We start from the raw sequence: 15,605 nt of genomic DNA on the forward strand, positions 1-15,605 counted from the left end.
ACCACCAGACCGTTGCTCCGTGACAACGCCGCCCCGCTCCCCTAAATTAGTCGGCCTGAAAAAGACCTCGTGCTTTCTCGCCTCAACTCAAGTTAAAAAGTAGTGAAATTTCAATGTCCGATTTCAACACCGCTGAATCCGTAGTCACCCAGTCGTCCAAAGCGGAATACGAAAACTCCATCAATCTTTCACAACACCTGCCTCAAGCCAAAATCATCAGCGAGATGGTCCTCGACGCGTTCCAGTCGACCCGCGAAAGCGACCAGATCCGCGAATTGCGTGCGGCGATCCGTCAGGCGCATGACAGTTTTGATGACGACAAGGCGTACGAGCTGATGGGCGAACTCAAGCGCCTGAAAGACGCTGAGGCAGCCGATATTGCCGCGCTGGAAGACCTGAGCAGCAAGTTCTCGATCGGACGCATTCTGTCCAGCTTCAAGGACGATCCGGCATTCCAGGAAATCGTCTATGGCCTGGCGCTGAAGGTGCTGAATCAGACCCATCAGGCGATCAGCAATCCGAGCGGCGGCAAGAGCAAAGCTGCGAAGAAGAAAGAAGTGGAAATCTTCACCATCAGCAAGGACGGCGCCAGCGTGACCCTGCCAATGCGCACCCCGCGTTCGCGTCTGAACGTAGATCGTGAGGCACTGGAATTCCTCGGTTTCACCTTCGTGGGTGAAGGCGATGAAGCCGAGCTGGAAAGCGAAACCTTCGTCGATAACGCCGGTACCGAACAGGCGGTGAACCGCAAGAACATCATCACCGCGCTGCAGCAGCAGACGGCGTTTGACGGGTACAGCATCGCGGCGCAGTAATCTGCCAAGCACTTGCAAAAAAGCCCCGCGCTGAGATTCAGGCGGGGCTTTTTGTTGTCCGGCTTGTGATTCGTGAGGAGGCGAAAATCGTCGCCCCTCACCCCAGCCCTCTCCCGAGGGAGAGGGAGCCGACTTGTGTGATTTTCAAACCTGAGTTCGGCTCGGTATTTCAGGTCGGCGTATATCTTGAAAGCCCCTCAGTCAGTCCCTTCTCCCGAGGGAGAGGGAGCCGACTTGTGTGATTTTCAAACCTGAGTTCGGCTCGGTATTTCAGGTCGGCGTATATCTTGAAAGCCCCTCAGTCAGTCCCCTCTCCCTCCGGGAGAGGGTTAGGGTGAGGGCAAACCGCTACCCCCCCCCTCAAGCCGAAGGATGCAACGCCGCAATCATGTCCACTTCAATCGCCGCATTCTTCGGCAACTGATACACGCCGATGGTCGTGCGCGTATGCCGTCCGGCATCGCCCAGCACATGGCTGAACACATCCGAAGCGCCGTTGGCCACTTCGCTCAGGTCCACAAAGTCAGCAGTCGACTTCACATACACCGTGACACGCAACAACGCACGAATCTTGTCCAGCGAACCCACCGCATCGACAATCAGCGCCAGGCAACGCATGGCGCTGATGCTCGCCGCGGCTTGCGCATCCTTGAGGTTCAATTCCAGCCCCACGCGACCGGGATACAGAATCTTGCCATTGACCCGCGGCACCATGCCGCTGATGTAGAGCTCGTCGTGATGACGGATCAGCGGCGCGTAATTGCCACCGGCGGTGTTCTCGCCATAGATGTCATAGTTGAGTTCTTCGGCCAAGGCGATAAAACGCTCATCGCAGGTCATCCGTTCGGTCATTGCGCCCAGCCTTTTGATCAATGCACGGGTTGAGACAGTCGAGCACCGGGGGATGGCTTGGAGCTACTACTGTCGGGGTTGGATCCAAATCTATGGCGTTTGCCTAAGTTGTGCAACCAGCGTAGATGGAACAAAAGGCCCTAAACCTTTCGGATGCCCCGGACCACAAGCTGGTCTTCAGCGGCGCTCAAACAGTGTTCAAGCGCTCAACCATATCTGGAAATTTTTCAACCAGTCGTATCAATAAGGCTGCTTGAGCATTGGGCTTCGACTTTTCCTGCTCCCAATTTCGAAGGGTGTTTGGACTTGTCCTGATTCGACTGGCAAAAACAGCTTGAGACATATGCAGTTTTTCTCGAAGAGCCACAATTTCCTGTGCGCCCACTTCAGGTACAGGCTTGTCCTCAAGCACTGTATTGCGCAGTGTGATCTTGCCCTCGCGTTGAGCCGCCATCTCATCAACGCCCTGCATTAACTCTGCAAACAGGTCGCGTTTTTTCATGGGGTACCTCGTTTTTTCAACTCTTTATCAATGGCTGTCCTGAGTGCCCTCTCTTGCTCGGCAGTCAGCTTCTCAAGCTCATCTTTGTCGTAAATGGCGAACATCCAGAACTGACCATCATTCATAAGCCAATAGTAGAGAACCCGCAAGCCGCCTCGTCTTCCCTTGCCACGGCGAGAATCAGCCCAGCGCAGCTTACGGAAGCCACCCGTTCGAGGCATTACATCGCCCGCAAGCGGATTGCTCTGAAGGTAGTTCTGCAATGTTCGATATTCGTCGTCCGTCAGATAGCGACCAACGCTTTTGGTAAATATCGTTGTTTCAAAAAAGATTGTTCGCATAGCCAAACTATAAGCAGCTTGACTATAGACAGCCTATCAACAAATCGCTGCTCGAATAAACAAAAAACCCCGCACATCTCTCAACGTGCGGGGTTTTTCCTGAAGCTTGCAAACCTTACGGCGCGTACGTCAGCAGCAGCTCTGTCGGCACCTTGAAGTCCAGGGACATCATGACGCTCAACGCAGTGATGGTGAAGATCGAGAACACGAACAGCTTGCGTGCCCAGACGGTGTCATCGACTGCCTTGTAGCCGGTCCAGGCCATGTACAGCCAGTACATGCCCATGGCGGCGGCGACGGCGAGGTAGCTCATGCCGGCGTAGCCGCTGAAGGTCAGCATCAAGGTCGCCACGAGGAACGCCAGGATGTAGAGCAGGATGTGCTTCTTCGCCACTTGGATGCCGCGTTTCACTGGCAGCACCGGAATCGATGCGGCCAGGTAATCATTGAAACGGAAAATCGCGATGGCGTAGGAATGCGGCATCTGCCACAGGCTGAACATCACCAGCAGGGTCAGTGCGGCCATGTCGAAGCTGTTGGTCACGGCAACGTAACCGATCACTGGCGGCATGGCGCCCGACAGACTGCCCACCAGCGTGCCGTGAACCGACTTGCGCTTGAGGTACAGGCTGTAGAAGCCGACGTAGATGATGAAGCCGATTACTGCGAACAAGGCAGCCAACGGGTTGGCCACCTTGTACAACAAGGCAACGCCGAGAACACCCAGAATGGTCGCGTAAACCAGGGCCAGTTTCAGGGAGATGAGGCCCTGGACCAGCACACGGTTCTTGGTGCGTTCCATCTTCAGGTCGATGTCGCGGTCGATGCAGTTGTTGAACACGCAACCGGAGGCCACGACCAGGGAAGTACCGATCATGGCGGCCAGAAACACCGCCAGATCGACATGCCCTTTCGAGGCCAGGAAGAACCCGCCTGCCACAGAAAGCACGTTACCGAAAATGATCCCCGGTTTGGTGATTTGGATAAAGTGCTTGAGCGACATCGGGTCTACCTCACTTCGCCATCATGTACGTGTGGATGCTGAACATGATCCACAGCGACAGGCCAACCAGCAGCACGATCACAATCGCCGTGAAGACGAACGCGATCACGTTGTTACGCTGTGCAATGGAACGGTCCAGGTGCAGGAAGTAATACAGGTGAACGATCACCTGGATCACTGCGAACAGTAGAACGATTGCCAGCGTCGTCGACTTCGGCAGGGTCGGGTACATCACCAGACCGAACGGAATGACGGTCAGGATTACCGACAGGATGAAGCCGATGGCGTACGACTTGACGCTGCCGTGGCCAGCATCGTGGCTGTCATGGGAGTGTGCATTAGCCATTACAGAGTCCCCATCAGGTAAACAACGGTGAAGACGCAAATCCAGACCACGTCCAGGAAGTGCCAGAACAGGCTCAGGCAGCTCAGACGGGTCTTGTTGGTCGACGTCAGGCCATGCTTGTTGACCTGATACATCATGATGCCCATCCAGATCAGACCGGCCGAAACGTGCAGACCGTGGGTACCGACCAGGGTGAAGAACGCCGACAGGAAGCCCGAACGGCTAGGACCGAAGCCCTCGGAGATCAGCAGGTGGAACTCGTTGATCTCCATGGCGATGAAGCCCGCGCCGAGCAGGAAGGTCATGAACAACCAGCCCAGGACCGCCTGCTTCTTGCCCTTGTACAACGCCAGCATGGCGAAGCCGTAGGTGATCGAACTGAACAACAGCAAAGCGGTTTCGCCCAGCACGTATGGCAGTTCGAAGATCTCGTGGCCCGACGGGCCACCGGCAACGTTGTTTACCAGTACTGCGTACACCGCGAAGATCGACGCAAACAGAATGCAGTCGGTCATCAGGTAGAGCCAGAAACCGTATACGGTCATCTCGCCCGAGTCGTGGTGATGGTCATCGTGCCCATGGTCACCATGGGCGTGTCCAACATTGGTCACTAAGTTCGACATGGTTTAAGCCTGTTCCAACGAGGTTTCAACACGGGTGGCATTGGCCGGGATTTTCCCTGCCGCGACCAGACGCTTGTGCTGCTCGGCTTCGATACGCTCGATCGTTTCAACCGGAACCATATAGCCCTGGTCGTCACGTGCAGCGTGGATCACGAAGTAAACGACGGTGCCCACCAGGCTCGCGATCGCCAGCCACCAGATGTGCCAGATCATCGCGAAACCGAAGACGGTCAACAGCGCGCCCATCACCACGCCAGTGGCGGTGTTGTTCGGCATGTGGATCGGCTCGTACTTGGCCGGACGCTGGTACGCAGTACCGTTTTCCTTGGCTTCGGTGAACGGGTCGATGCAGTCAGCCTTAGGCAGCACAGCGAAGTTGTAGAACGGTGGTGGCGACGAGGTCGACCATTCCAGGGTGTGTGCATTCCACGGGTCACCGTGATCGCAAACGTTCTCTGGCTTGTTGCGGTCGCGCACACTGACGTACAGCTGGATCAGTTGGCAGGCGATACCCACAGCAATCATCACCGCACCGAACATGGCAACGTACAGGTACGGTACCCACTCAGGGTTGGTGGTGGCGTTCAGACGACGGGTCATGCCCATGAAGCCCAGTGCATAGAGCGGCATGAACGCGACGAAGAAGCCCGAGATCCAGAACCAGAACGCTGCTTTACCCCAACCTTCGTGCAGCTTGAAGCCGAACGCTTTCGGGAAGTAGAACGCGAAGCCAGCGATGTAACCGAATACCGCACCGCCGATGATCACGTTGTGGAAGTGCGCGATCACGAACAGGCTGTTGTGCAGCACGAAGTCAGCACCCGGGATGGCCAGCAGTACGCCGGTCATGCCGCCGATGGCGAAGGTCACCATGAAGCCCAGTGTCCACATTACCTGGCTGGTGAAGCGCAGACGGCCCTGGTAGATGGTGAACAGCCAGTTGAACAGCTTCACACCCGTCGGGATGGAAATCAGCATCGTCGCCAGACCGAAGAAGGCGTTGACGCTCGCACCCGAACCCATGGTGAAGAAGTGGTGCAGCCAGACCATGAAGCCCAGTACCGAGATCGCGCCCGAGGCGTAGATCATCGAGTGGTGGCCGAACAGTTTCTTGCCGGTGAACGCCGAGATCACTTCCGAGAAGATGCCGAATGCCGGCAGGATCAGGATGTAAACCTCAGGGTGGCCCCAGGCCCAGAACAGGTTGACGTACATCATTGGATTGCCACCAAGTTCATTGGTGAAAATGTGGAAATCCATGTAACGGTCAAGGGTCAGCAGTGCCAGGGTAGCGGTCAGGATCGGGAACGAAGCCACGATCAGAACGTTTGCCCAGGTGCAGGTCCAGGTGAAGATCGGCATGTCCATCAGTTTCATGCCAGGGGTACGCATTTTCAGTACGGTCGCGAGGAAGTTGACCCCGGTTAACGTCGTACCCAATCCGGATAGCTGTAGCGCCCAGATGTAGTAATCCATACCCACGCCAGGACTGTATTGCAGACCCGACAGCGGCGGATACGCAACCCAACCGGTCTTGGCGAACTCGCCGACGCCCAGGGACAGGTTGATCAGCACAACGCCGGACACCAGCAGCCAGAAGCTCAGGGAGTTCAGGAACGGGAACGCAACGTCACGCGCGCCGATCTGCAGCGGCACTGCAAGGTTCATCAGGCCGGTGAAGAATGGCATCGCCATGAAGATGATCATGATCACACCGTGAGCGGTGAAGATCTGGTCATAGTGTTCAGGTGGCAGGTAGCCAGGCGAACCCTCGGTGGCCATGGCCAGCTGGGTACGCATCATGATCGCGTCGGCAAAGCCGCGCAGCAGCATGACCATGGCGACGATGATGTACATCACGCCGATTTTCTTGTGGTCGACCGAAGTCAGCCACTCGGTCCACAGGTACGTCCACTTCTTGAAGTAAGTGATCGCAGCGAACAGCGCCAGACCACCGAGGGCGATCATGGCGATGGTCACCATCACGATCGGCTCGTGGAATGGGACTGCTTCCCAACTTAATTTACCAAACATCGTTTACTCCTCTGCCCCGGCAGCTGAATGCGAACCCGCGTCAATATCCGTGGCCGCCACTTCTTTCTCTTTCTTCTCGTGCTTCAGCGGCTTGCCCGGCTTCATACCTTCGTACTTGTCGACGATGATCTGGAACTGGTTCGGCGTGACCGACGAGTAGAGTTCGACTGGGTTGTTCTGGCTCGGTTTGGCCAGGGCCGCGTATTCAGCCTGATCAAGCTGTTTAGGCGACTTCTTGACTTCACTTACCCAGGCGTCGAAATCTTCCTGAGTGGTGGAGATAGCCTTGAATTTCATACCGGTGAAACCGGCACCGCTGTAGTTGGCGGAGATACCGTCCATTTCAGCGTTGCGGTCAGCGATCAGGTGCAGCTTGGTCTGCATGCCCGCCATCGCGTAGATCTGGCCGCCCAGGCCCGGGATGAAGAACGAGTTCATCACGGCGTCGGAGGTGATCTTGAAGTTGATTGGCGTGTGCGCCGGGAACACGATCTTGTTGACCGTGGCAATGCCTTGTTCCGGGTAGATGAACAGCCACTTCCAGTCCAGCGCGACGACTTCGATGGTCACCGGCTTGACGTCAGACTCGATCGGACGATACGGGTCCAGCTCGTGAGTCGAGATGTAAGTGATGTAGCCCAGGGCGATGATGATCAGCACCGGGATGGTCCATACGGCCACTTCGATCTTGGTCGAGTGCGACCACTTCGGCGTGTAGACGGCGTTCTTGTTCGAAGCGCGGTACTTCCAGGCAAACAGGAAGGTCATGACGATGACCGGCACGACGACCAACAGCATCAGCAGCGTGGCGGTGATGATCAGGTTGCGCTGTTCCAGGCCGACCTGGCCCGTTGGATTGAGCAAGGTCATGTTGCAGCCTCCCAGCAGCAACGTGCCGAGCAGCGGCACTAGGCCTAGTAATCTGGGGTACCTGTTTTTACTCATCTCACGACCTCTAAAGCAGCTTGCGCAATGCAGTTGGGTTTTGATCGCCAACACTTCACCCTGCCAAGGGTTGGCATTTTCTTTGGATTGAATAAGGGCCGCCCGTCGCGCGTCTCACGCTCGACAAAACCTTGGGACAGCGTTCAGTTCTTATTCGAATTCGTGGTCAAAGGCCTTGTTACAGACCAATTCCATTTGGTGCGGAAAATTGGAAAGGCACCGACACCAGGGTGTCTCGAAAGCCTCGCGGCTCGCTCGACACCCGACCTCCTGATCAGTTCCTTGATAAAGGCTGAACAGCGTCGGGAATTCAGTGCGGGCGATTGTAGATAGGTAGCGCCCTATACACCATGTCTTATCCCGAAATAATTTTTATCACTCAGAGCAACAATCCATCGCCATTTTTGCAAAAGTTGCGCAAGTTATCGAAAGCGTTTCTCAATAAAAGCGGCAAAATCTGCCAGCGTAACGGCCTCAAATCAGACAGCTCTGCACCCGATCTACAAACGCTGGAGCGGCGCAAAGCCCGATGTTCCAAGGGCTTCGTCCATCTGCCGGCGCCTGTTAAAACTGCCTGCTCTGGTACGTCCGTGCTCAAGCCCGAAAACACTAAAACTGGCCAATGTTTTTATGTAACAGGCGGCCAATCCGCCGCATCCCGAGTCCCTGCGACAGCCCCTGTGTGACAACATGTCGCACATTTGCCGCACGCTTCATTGCCGTTCGTCACGGTGTTTTCACAAACGCTCTGAAATGCAAAACGCCCCGATTTTCATCAACGAAAATCGGGGCGTTTTGTTTATCGGCCGCTCTGCCGAGAAGTTGACTCAGCGCAGCGCTTTTCGATTACGCGAGGTTAGCAACGGCACCAGAATCACCACCAGCACGAACGCCACCAGCGCCCACTGTGCCAGCGACAGGCCGAGGATCGGCGGATACGGCGTCGAGCAGAAACCGTCGACCTGGAAGCCCAGCGGGAAAATTTTCGCCAACGGCAGATCATCGACAATCGGTTGCAGCACATCGACGCCACAACTCACCGCCGGATAGAACTGCGTATAGACGTGATGCCCGGCCACACCGGCCCCGGCAATCGCACAGATCACTACCAGTGTCTCGAACACGGTGATGCTGCGACGGCTGCGCATGCCCGCACCGATGAAGGCGAACACTGCAATCAGCAACAGTGCATAGCGCTGCAGAATGCACAGTGGGCAAGGTGCTTCGCCGAGCACGACCTGCATGTAAAGTGCGCCGCCGATCAACGCCAGGCAGATGATCCCCAGCAACACCAGATAGCGCCGCTCACGCCCCAACCGCATCGTTTCCTCGCTCATTGCCTTTCCTTTGTAAGTCCATGGTCCAGCCGGCCGGCGGCTGAAATTGTCGCAAGTCTACACCGGAGCAATAAACGATAGAGCGGTTAAGGAATGATTAACCAACATGGCTTTGCGGCGCGCAGAAGATTCGCGAGCAGGCTCGCTCCCACAATGGATCTGCGTCGGACACAAATCCTGTGGGAGCGAGCCTGCTCGCGAACGAGACAACTCGGTCTCGGATCACTCCAGAGCAGCAGCCGGGCCGAAGAACTCGTAACGGCTCTGCTTCTCCGGCACGCCCAACGCTTTCAGGTGCCGTTTGATCGCGCCCATGAACCCTTTCGGCCCGAGGAAGTACGCATCGACATCGCGCTGTGCCGGCAGCCACTGGCCGAGCAGTTCTTCGCTGAGCAGGCCAACCTTGTCCGCCGCCGGGCTGACGCCATCTTCTTCGGCGTAGCAATAGAAGCGTTTGAGTTGCGGATGACGCGCCGCCAGCCCATCGACCCAGTCGCGGAACGCGTGGACGCTGCCGTTGCGCGCGCAGTGGATAAAGTGCACCGGACGCTCGGTTGCCAACGCTGCTTCCAGCATCGCCAGAGTCGGAGTGATGCCGACGCCGCCACTGATCAGCACCAGCGGCTTGTCACTGGCCGCCAGGGTGAATTCGCCCGACGGCGGGAACAGCTGAATGCTTGAGCCGACGTGCAGTTGATCATGCAGATAGTTGGACGCGCGACCATTCGGTTCACGCTTGACGCTGATGCGGTACTGACCGTTATTGGCCAGTGCCGACAGCGAATAGTTGCGACGGATTTCTTCGCCGTCGAGCATCAGCTTCATGCCGATGTACTGACCCGGTTCAGCCGCAAGAATCGGCCCTTTGTCTGCCGGTTCGAAGTAGAACGAAGTGATTTCGGCGCTCTCTTGCACCTTCGCCGCCACGATGAATTCCCGCGCACCGCGCCAGCCGCCGACAGCTTGTTCCTTCTGGTCATAGATCGCGGCTTCCGCGCCGATCAGGATGTCGGCCAGTTGCCCGTACGCAGCGCCCCAGGCACTCATCACCTCAGGCGTGGCGATCTCTTCGCCGAGCACCTCGGAGATGGCGCGCAGCAGGCAGCTGCCGACGATCGGGTAATGCTCCGGCAGAATCTGCAGGGCGACGTGTTTGTTGATGATCTTCGCCACCAGATCGCCCAACTGGTCGAGCTGATCGATGTGCCGGGCGTACATCAGCACGCCGTTGGCCAAGGCACGCGGCTGATCGCCACTGGCCTGATGCGCCTGGTTGAACAGCGGGCGCACCTGCGGGTATTCGGAGAGCATCATGCGGTAGAAATGCGTGATCAACGCCTCGCCGCCGCTTTCCAGCAGAGGCACGGTGGATTTGACGATGGCACGATCCTGGACGCTAAGCATAAGGTGACTCCTGGGCTTTCTGGAAAGATTGCTTTAGGGATATCAGCTTTCATGCCAACTAATTAATCTATTAAATTCAATAGCTTGAAACCTTCATAGTCATTTCGACACAAATGAACGTATAGTCATCGCGACTACACCTTGTCTCTTTGACTACGTAACCATGACCGCTAAATCCCTGCTTACCGCCCTGCTGCCTCTGGTCGCTGACCTCTCCCGCGAACTGCCCGAGGGCGAGCGCTATCGGCGCCTGCTCGAAGCCATGCGCGCTTTGCTGCCTTGCGATGCCGCCGCGTTGTTGCGTCTGGATGGCGAATCATTGGTGCCGCTGGCGGTGGATGGTTTGAGTACGGATACCCTCGGCCGCCGCTTCAAGGTCAGCGAGCATCCGCGTTTTGAAATCCTGCTGGCCGGCGCCGGGCCGACGCGCTTCGCTGCCGACAGCGACCTGCCCGATCCTTATGACGGTTTGGTCGATGGCCTCGACGATCATCTTGAAGTTCACGACTGCCTCGGCTGTCCTTTATTCGTCGATGAAAAACTCTGGGGCCTGATCACCCTCGACGCGCTGGACCCGGAGCGTTTCGAGCCGATCGAACTCGACGCCCTGCAAGCCTTCGCCAGCCTAGCCTCGGCCACGGTCAATGCGGCCGAACGCATCGAACGTCTGGCCAACCGCGCCGAAGACGAGCATCAGCGCGCCGAGGTCTACCGCCAGGCCAGCGGCCAGCAGCACCGCGAAATGATCGGCCAGAGCAAGGCGCACAAACGTCTGGTGGAAGAAATCAATCTTGTCGGTGGCAGCGATCTGACTGTTCTTATCACCGGCGAAACCGGGGTCGGCAAAGAGCTCGTGGCCCAAGCCATCCACGCCGCCTCCGCGCGCGCCGACAAACCGATCATCAGCCTCAACTGCGCCGCCCTGCCCGACACGCTGGTCGAAAGCGAACTGTTCGGCCACGTGCGCGGCGCCTTCACCGGCGCCACCAGCGATCGGCGTGGCAAGTTCGAACTGGCCAATGGCGGCACGCTGTTTCTTGATGAAGTCGGCGAGCTGTCGCTGACGGTCCAGGCCAAGTTGCTGCGCGTGCTGCAGAGCGGTCAGTTGCAGCGCTTGGGTTCGGACAAGGAGCATCAGGTCGATGTGCGGCTGATTGCGGCAACCAATCGCGATCTGGCCGAAGAAGTGCGCAGCGGTCGCTACCGTGCCGACTTCTACCACCGTTTGAGCGTGTATCCGCTGCGAGTGCCGGCGCTGCGTGATCGTGGGCGTGATGTGTTGTTGCTCAGTGGTTTCTTTCTCGAGCAGAACCGCTCGCGCATGGGCCTCAACAGCCTGCGCTTGAACAGTGATGCTCAGGAAGCGCTGCTGGCCTACACCTGGCCGGGGAATGTCCGGGAGCTGGAGCATTTGATCGGGCGCAGTGCGCTGAAGGCGCTGGGTAACTGCAAAGTGCGGCCGAAGATTCTGAGTCTGAGCGCGGCGGATCTGGAATTGCCCCGTGAGGTTGTGGATAACGTGGTTGCGCCTGCCAATGCAGACTTGGTCAACGTGATGCCGATGATCGGTGGTGATTTGCGCAGTGCCACCGATGAGTTTCAGCGGCGGTTGATCGGTGCAGCGCTGGAGCGTCATCAGGATAACTGGGCAAGTGCGGCCCGGGAGTTGGGGGTGGATCGGGCGAATCTTGGGCGGATGGCCAAACGACTAGGCATGAAGAGCTAAAAGCACACCCTCACCCTAGCCCTCACCCAGAGGGAGAGGGGACTGATCGGGGGATATTGAAGAATTCCACTGACGTGAAAGATTTCTGCCGAATCCATAATCGACTCGGTCGTTCAGGTCGGTGTAAAACGCCAGACACCTCCGTCGGCCTCCTCTACCTCTGGGAGAGGGGACTGATCGGGGGATATTGAAGAATTCCACTGACGTGAAAGATTTCTTCCGAATCCATAATCGACTCGGTCGTTCAGGTCGGTGTAAAACGCCAGACACCTCCGTCGGCCCCCTCTACCTCTGGGAGAGGGGACTGATCGGGGGATATTGAAGAATTCCACTGACGTGAAAGATTTCTTCCGAATCCATAATCGACTCGGTCGTTCAGGTCGGTGTAAAACGCCAGACACCTGCGTCGGCCCCCTCTACCTCTGGGAGAGGGCTGGGGGTGAGGGGCAGTGATAGAGAGAACAGCGATCAACTCAAGCCGACTAGCCGACAACTAACCTAAAGCCCACCCCTTTAACGCCGATAACACGGCATCAAAGGTTTCTGGCGATTTCCACTCTCGCCCCACAGAAGGTTCTTATGTCCTCCACCAAAGCCCGCGCAGATTCACTTTCGCTTCTGCTGTTTACCTTGCGCAGCGGCAAGCTGATGGCGATCAACCTGCTGAAAGTCAGTGAAATCATCCCCTGCCCGCCGCTGACCAAGCTGCCGGAGTCGCACCCGCACGTCAAAGGCATCGCCTCCCTGCGCGGTGCCTCTTTGTCGGTGATCGACCTCAGCCGCGCGATCGGCGAACGGCCGCTGGAGGATCCCAACGGTGGCTGCCTGATCGTCACCGATGTCAGCCGTTCCAAGCAGGGTCTGCATGTGCAGGCGGTGAGCAAGATCGTCCATTGCCTGACCACCGACATCAAGCCACCACCTTTCGGCTCCGGCGGCTCGCGCGCCTACATCACCGGCGTGACCTCGGTGGACGGCACGCTGGTGCAGGTGCTGGATATCGAAAAAGTCATCCACAGCATCGCCCCGGCGCAGATCGAAATGGCGCCGACCGACCTGACCATGGAAGACGCCGAAGTGCTCGGCAACGCGCGCATTCTGGTGGTCGACGACAGCCAGGTGGCGCTGCAGCAATCGGTGCACACCCTGCGCAACCTCGGCCTGCAATGCCACACCGCGCGCAGTGCCAAGGAAGCCATCGACTGCCTGCTCGACCTGCAAGGCACCGCGCAGCAGATCAATCTGATCGTCTCCGACATCGAAATGTCGGAAATGGACGGCTACGCCTTCACCCGTACCCTGCGCGAAACCCCGGATTTCGCTCACTTGTACGTCTTGCTGCATACCTCGCTCGACAGCGCGATGAACAGTGAAAAAGCTCGCCTGGCCGGTGCCAACGCGGTGCTGACCAAGTTCTCCTCGCCGGAGCTGACCCAACGCCTGATCGAAGCCGCCAAGCACGTCGCGGCCAACGGGCACTGAGTCTTGGCCGAAACGTTTTGCTTTCTGCTGCGCCGCGACTTGAGTGGACCTCTGCCGGATGCTCAGTGGCCGGACGGGATTGAGCTGTCCGTCTACCGCGAGGAACTGGCGCCGGCGGTGCATCAGTTGATGTACCTCGGACATCTGGAAGGTGGCGGTCGAGTGCCGTCACTGGACGATTGGCAGCGGCGCTTTGCCAGCGACCCTGAATACGATCCAGCGCTGTGTTTCGTCGCCCGCGATGCCGAGGGTGTGGTGGGCGTGGCGCAGTGCTGGACCAGTGCGTATATCAAGAATCTGGTGGTGCACCCGCGAATGCAGGGCCGGGGGCTTGGACGCGCGTTGTTGCTGCATGCCTTCAGCGTCTTTCAACAGCGGCGCGAGGGATTTGTCGATTTAAGGGTTCTGGAGGACAACCTGCGGGCGCGGCGGTTGTATGAAAATGCCGGGATGGTTGTGGTTCGGCGCGAGCCTGTGCCCGACTGATCTACCGCTTTCGCGAGCAGGCTCGCTCCCACAGGTGGATTGCATTTCAAACTGTGGGAGCGAGCCTGCTCGCGAAGGGCAGCACTGGCAACTTCCGCTATCCGACAGACTCCAACCTTGGCCATAACCAAGGATGCCCCAACCATGAAAGCCATCACCCTGGCGCTGCTCAGCCTCATCGCCCTCGCCTCCCAGGCCCATGCCTCCAGCCCCGACGCCTGGGCTGCCTATGACAAGACCGTCCTCGCCAGCTGCACCAAGGCCAGCGGCCTGAAAAACGTCAAACCGGTCGGCACACCGGCGCAATTCGACGACCGCGTCGGTTACACCGCCGTTCTGCTGCAAGGCCAATACCCGCAAAAACACATGAAAGGCCAGCAAGGCAGCGAGCTGTGCCTGTACAACAAACAGTCGAAAACCGCGTACGTCACCGAGTGGGATTCGATTCGCCCGACCGCCAAACCTCAGTGAATGGCGCACAACTTGCTTCGACCCGGCCCTGTGCGGTGGTTTTCCGCCACCGTTTCACACCCTGATTGAAGACAGATCGCTCAATGAATACGACGTTTTCCTGCGTAGGTTGCGGCAAATGCTGCACCGATCACCATGTCCCGCTGACGCTCGCCGAAGCCCGCATGTGGGCGGCGGATGGCGGTCAGGTGATCGTGCTGGCCGAGGCGTTTCTCGGCAATGGCCTGGGGCTGCCAGCGCAACAGCGCGAACATGCCGAGCGCCGTTCGGCGGTGGTCCGCAGTGGCACTACTGATGCTCACGTGGCGATCACCTTTGCCGCCTACAACGTCGGCCCCTGCCGGAATCTTGACGACGAAAAGCGCTGCCGGATCTACGAGCGTCGCCCGCTGGTGTGCCGGATTTACCCGGCGGAAATCAATCCGCACATCCCGCTCAATCCTGCTGCCAAGGATTGCCCACCGGAGTCCTGGGAACAGGGACCGGAGCTGATTGTGGGGGGCGAGTTGGTTGATCGGGAACTGGTTGAGTTGATTCAGCGTTCGCGTCAGGCGGATCGGGATGAGATCAAACTCAAGGATGCGATCTGCGCAACCCTGGGAATTCGCACCACGGCGCTCAAGGGCGACGGGTTCACCGCGTACTTGCCGAACATGGATGCCTTTGCGGCAGTGATCGACCAAGTGAGCGCGCAACCGCTGGCGGCGCAAACCAGTGAATGGCTGTTTCATTTGTCCGGCGATGACGTGGCCGGACAGGTGCTGGCTGCGGGTGGGCTGGTGGTGACTGAACCGGCGCAGACTTATGCGTTTATTTCATTGCGCGCGGCTTGATCTGACATTTGTGCTGTAGCGTATGTCGCTTTCGCGAGCAGGCTCGCTCCCACAGGTTTGGGTTCTACACAAATCCAATGTGGGAGCGAGCCTGCTCGCGAAGAGGCCAGCACAAGCACCATCACTTTCCGATGTCAGCGCTTACCCATCGACCGACGCGTCCCCGGCGGCGCCATGCCCGGGGTTTTGGTGTGGCCATTCTTCGCGCCATTCTTGTACCACGGCTGATTCGAGCCTTTCGCCGAAGCCAGCTCGCCCGGCTTGAACGGGAACTTGAACGCCGGGATCTCGGCCTTGGTTTCGCTGGCATCAGCCACTTCAGCCGGGACGTCGCTCACAGCGTCGTCAACCGGCGGTTGGGTCGGGGAAGTCATAAAAGCTCCGGGAACAAAAAGTCGGCCCGAT

General features: G+C 58.1%; 17 protein-coding genes. 6 read left to right on the forward strand and 11 right to left on the reverse strand.

The annotated features are described in order from the left end of the window. Positions 1–113 precede the first annotated feature (113 nt). Positions 114–815, forward strand: coding sequence for a hypothetical protein (locus PSH90_RS21555; protein ID WP_016773307.1), 702 nt, complete (start codon positions 114–116; stop codon positions 813–815). A gap of 360 nt (positions 816–1,175) precedes the next feature. On the opposite strand, the gene PSH90_RS21560 is transcribed toward PSH90_RS21555, so the two are convergent. From PSH90_RS21560 to hmpA, 10 genes are all read right to left on the reverse strand, one after another. Then, on the reverse strand, positions 1,176–1,667 hold the full coding sequence (locus tag PSH90_RS21560; protein ID WP_016773306.1) for a RidA family protein: 492 nt from the start codon (positions 1,665–1,667) through the stop codon (positions 1,176–1,178). A 187-nt stretch (positions 1,668–1,854) separates the two neighbouring features. Next, positions 1,855–2,169 carry a DNA-binding transcriptional regulator gene (locus PSH90_RS21565; protein WP_041479944.1) on the reverse strand — a complete coding sequence of 105 codons (315 nt, stop codon included), beginning with the start codon at positions 2,167–2,169 and terminating at the stop codon, positions 1,855–1,857. Continuing rightward, a complete protein-coding gene (locus PSH90_RS21570) occupies positions 2,166–2,510 on the reverse strand; it encodes a hypothetical protein (protein ID WP_041479945.1) in 345 nt (114 codons plus the stop codon). Before PSH90_RS21570 ends, PSH90_RS21565 begins: the two co-directional genes overlap by 4 nt. Positions 2,511–2,625: 115 nt before the next feature. Further along, positions 2,626–3,513, reverse strand: coding sequence for a heme o synthase (gene cyoE / locus PSH90_RS21575; RefSeq protein ID WP_016773305.1), 888 nt, complete (start codon positions 3,511–3,513; stop codon positions 2,626–2,628). Between the two features lie 10 nt (positions 3,514–3,523). Then, positions 3,524–3,859, reverse strand: a complete 336-nt coding sequence (cyoD, locus tag PSH90_RS21580) for a cytochrome o ubiquinol oxidase subunit IV (RefSeq protein ID WP_011335842.1) — start codon at positions 3,857–3,859, stop codon at positions 3,524–3,526. Further along, positions 3,859–4,482 (reverse strand): cytochrome o ubiquinol oxidase subunit III, encoded by a 624-nt coding sequence (gene cyoC / locus PSH90_RS21585; RefSeq protein ID WP_024014230.1) that lies wholly within the window; start codon positions 4,480–4,482, stop codon positions 3,859–3,861. The genes cyoD and cyoC overlap by 1 nt, the downstream gene beginning before the upstream one ends. 3 nt (positions 4,483–4,485) lie before the next feature. Then, positions 4,486–6,516, reverse strand: a complete 2,031-nt coding sequence (gene cyoB / locus PSH90_RS21590; RefSeq protein ID WP_041479948.1) for a cytochrome o ubiquinol oxidase subunit I — start codon at positions 6,514–6,516, stop codon at positions 4,486–4,488. A 3-nt stretch (positions 6,517–6,519) separates the two neighbouring features. Further along, a complete protein-coding gene (cyoA, locus tag PSH90_RS21595) occupies positions 6,520–7,461 on the reverse strand; it encodes a ubiquinol oxidase subunit II (protein WP_024014231.1) in 942 nt (313 codons plus the stop codon). Between the two features lie 827 nt (positions 7,462–8,288). Beyond that, on the reverse strand, positions 8,289–8,798 hold the full coding sequence (locus tag PSH90_RS21600) for a disulfide bond formation protein B (RefSeq protein ID WP_041479949.1): 510 nt from the start codon (positions 8,796–8,798) through the stop codon (positions 8,289–8,291). 222 nt (positions 8,799–9,020) lie between these two features. After that, positions 9,021–10,202, reverse strand: a complete 1,182-nt coding sequence (hmpA, locus tag PSH90_RS21605) for an NO-inducible flavohemoprotein (protein WP_305381505.1) — start codon at positions 10,200–10,202, stop codon at positions 9,021–9,023. 163 nt (positions 10,203–10,365) lie between these two features. On the opposite strand from hmpA, the gene norR reads away from it, so the two are divergent. The 5 genes from norR (at position 10,366) to PSH90_RS21630 (ending at position 15,200) form a co-directional block, all read left to right on the forward strand. Beyond that, the gene (gene norR / locus PSH90_RS21610) at positions 10,366–11,928 is read left to right on the forward strand and encodes a nitric oxide reductase transcriptional regulator NorR (RefSeq protein WP_252868264.1); all 1,563 of its coding nucleotides are present in this window, start codon (positions 10,366–10,368) and stop codon (positions 11,926–11,928) included. 579 nt (positions 11,929–12,507) lie between these two features. Then, positions 12,508–13,410: a chemotaxis protein CheV gene (locus tag PSH90_RS21615; RefSeq protein WP_016773296.1), complete on the forward strand. Its 903-nt coding sequence runs from the start codon at positions 12,508–12,510 to the stop codon at positions 13,408–13,410. A 3-nt stretch (positions 13,411–13,413) separates the two neighbouring features. Then, a complete protein-coding gene (locus PSH90_RS21620) occupies positions 13,414–13,896 on the forward strand; it encodes a GNAT family N-acetyltransferase (RefSeq protein ID WP_252886780.1) in 483 nt (160 codons plus the stop codon). Between the two features lie 144 nt (positions 13,897–14,040). Further along, entirely contained in the window at positions 14,041–14,367 is a 327-nt protein-coding gene (locus tag PSH90_RS21625) for a hypothetical protein (protein ID WP_056790191.1), read from the forward strand. Positions 14,368–14,450: 83 nt separating this feature from the next. Beyond that, positions 14,451–15,200: a YkgJ family cysteine cluster protein gene (locus PSH90_RS21630; protein ID WP_252886781.1), complete on the forward strand. Its 750-nt coding sequence runs from the start codon at positions 14,451–14,453 to the stop codon at positions 15,198–15,200. Positions 15,201–15,334: 134 nt separating this feature from the next. On the opposite strand, the gene PSH90_RS21635 is transcribed toward PSH90_RS21630, so the two are convergent. Continuing rightward, on the reverse strand, positions 15,335–15,574 hold the full coding sequence (locus PSH90_RS21635) for a hypothetical protein (RefSeq protein ID WP_016773292.1): 240 nt from the start codon (positions 15,572–15,574) through the stop codon (positions 15,335–15,337). Positions 15,575–15,605: the final 31 nt, after the last annotated feature.

Origin of the sequence: Pseudomonas sp. FP1762 (genome assembly GCF_030687105.1) — a bacterium.
Taxonomy (GTDB): domain Bacteria; phylum Pseudomonadota; class Gammaproteobacteria; order Pseudomonadales; family Pseudomonadaceae; genus Aquipseudomonas; species Aquipseudomonas siliginis.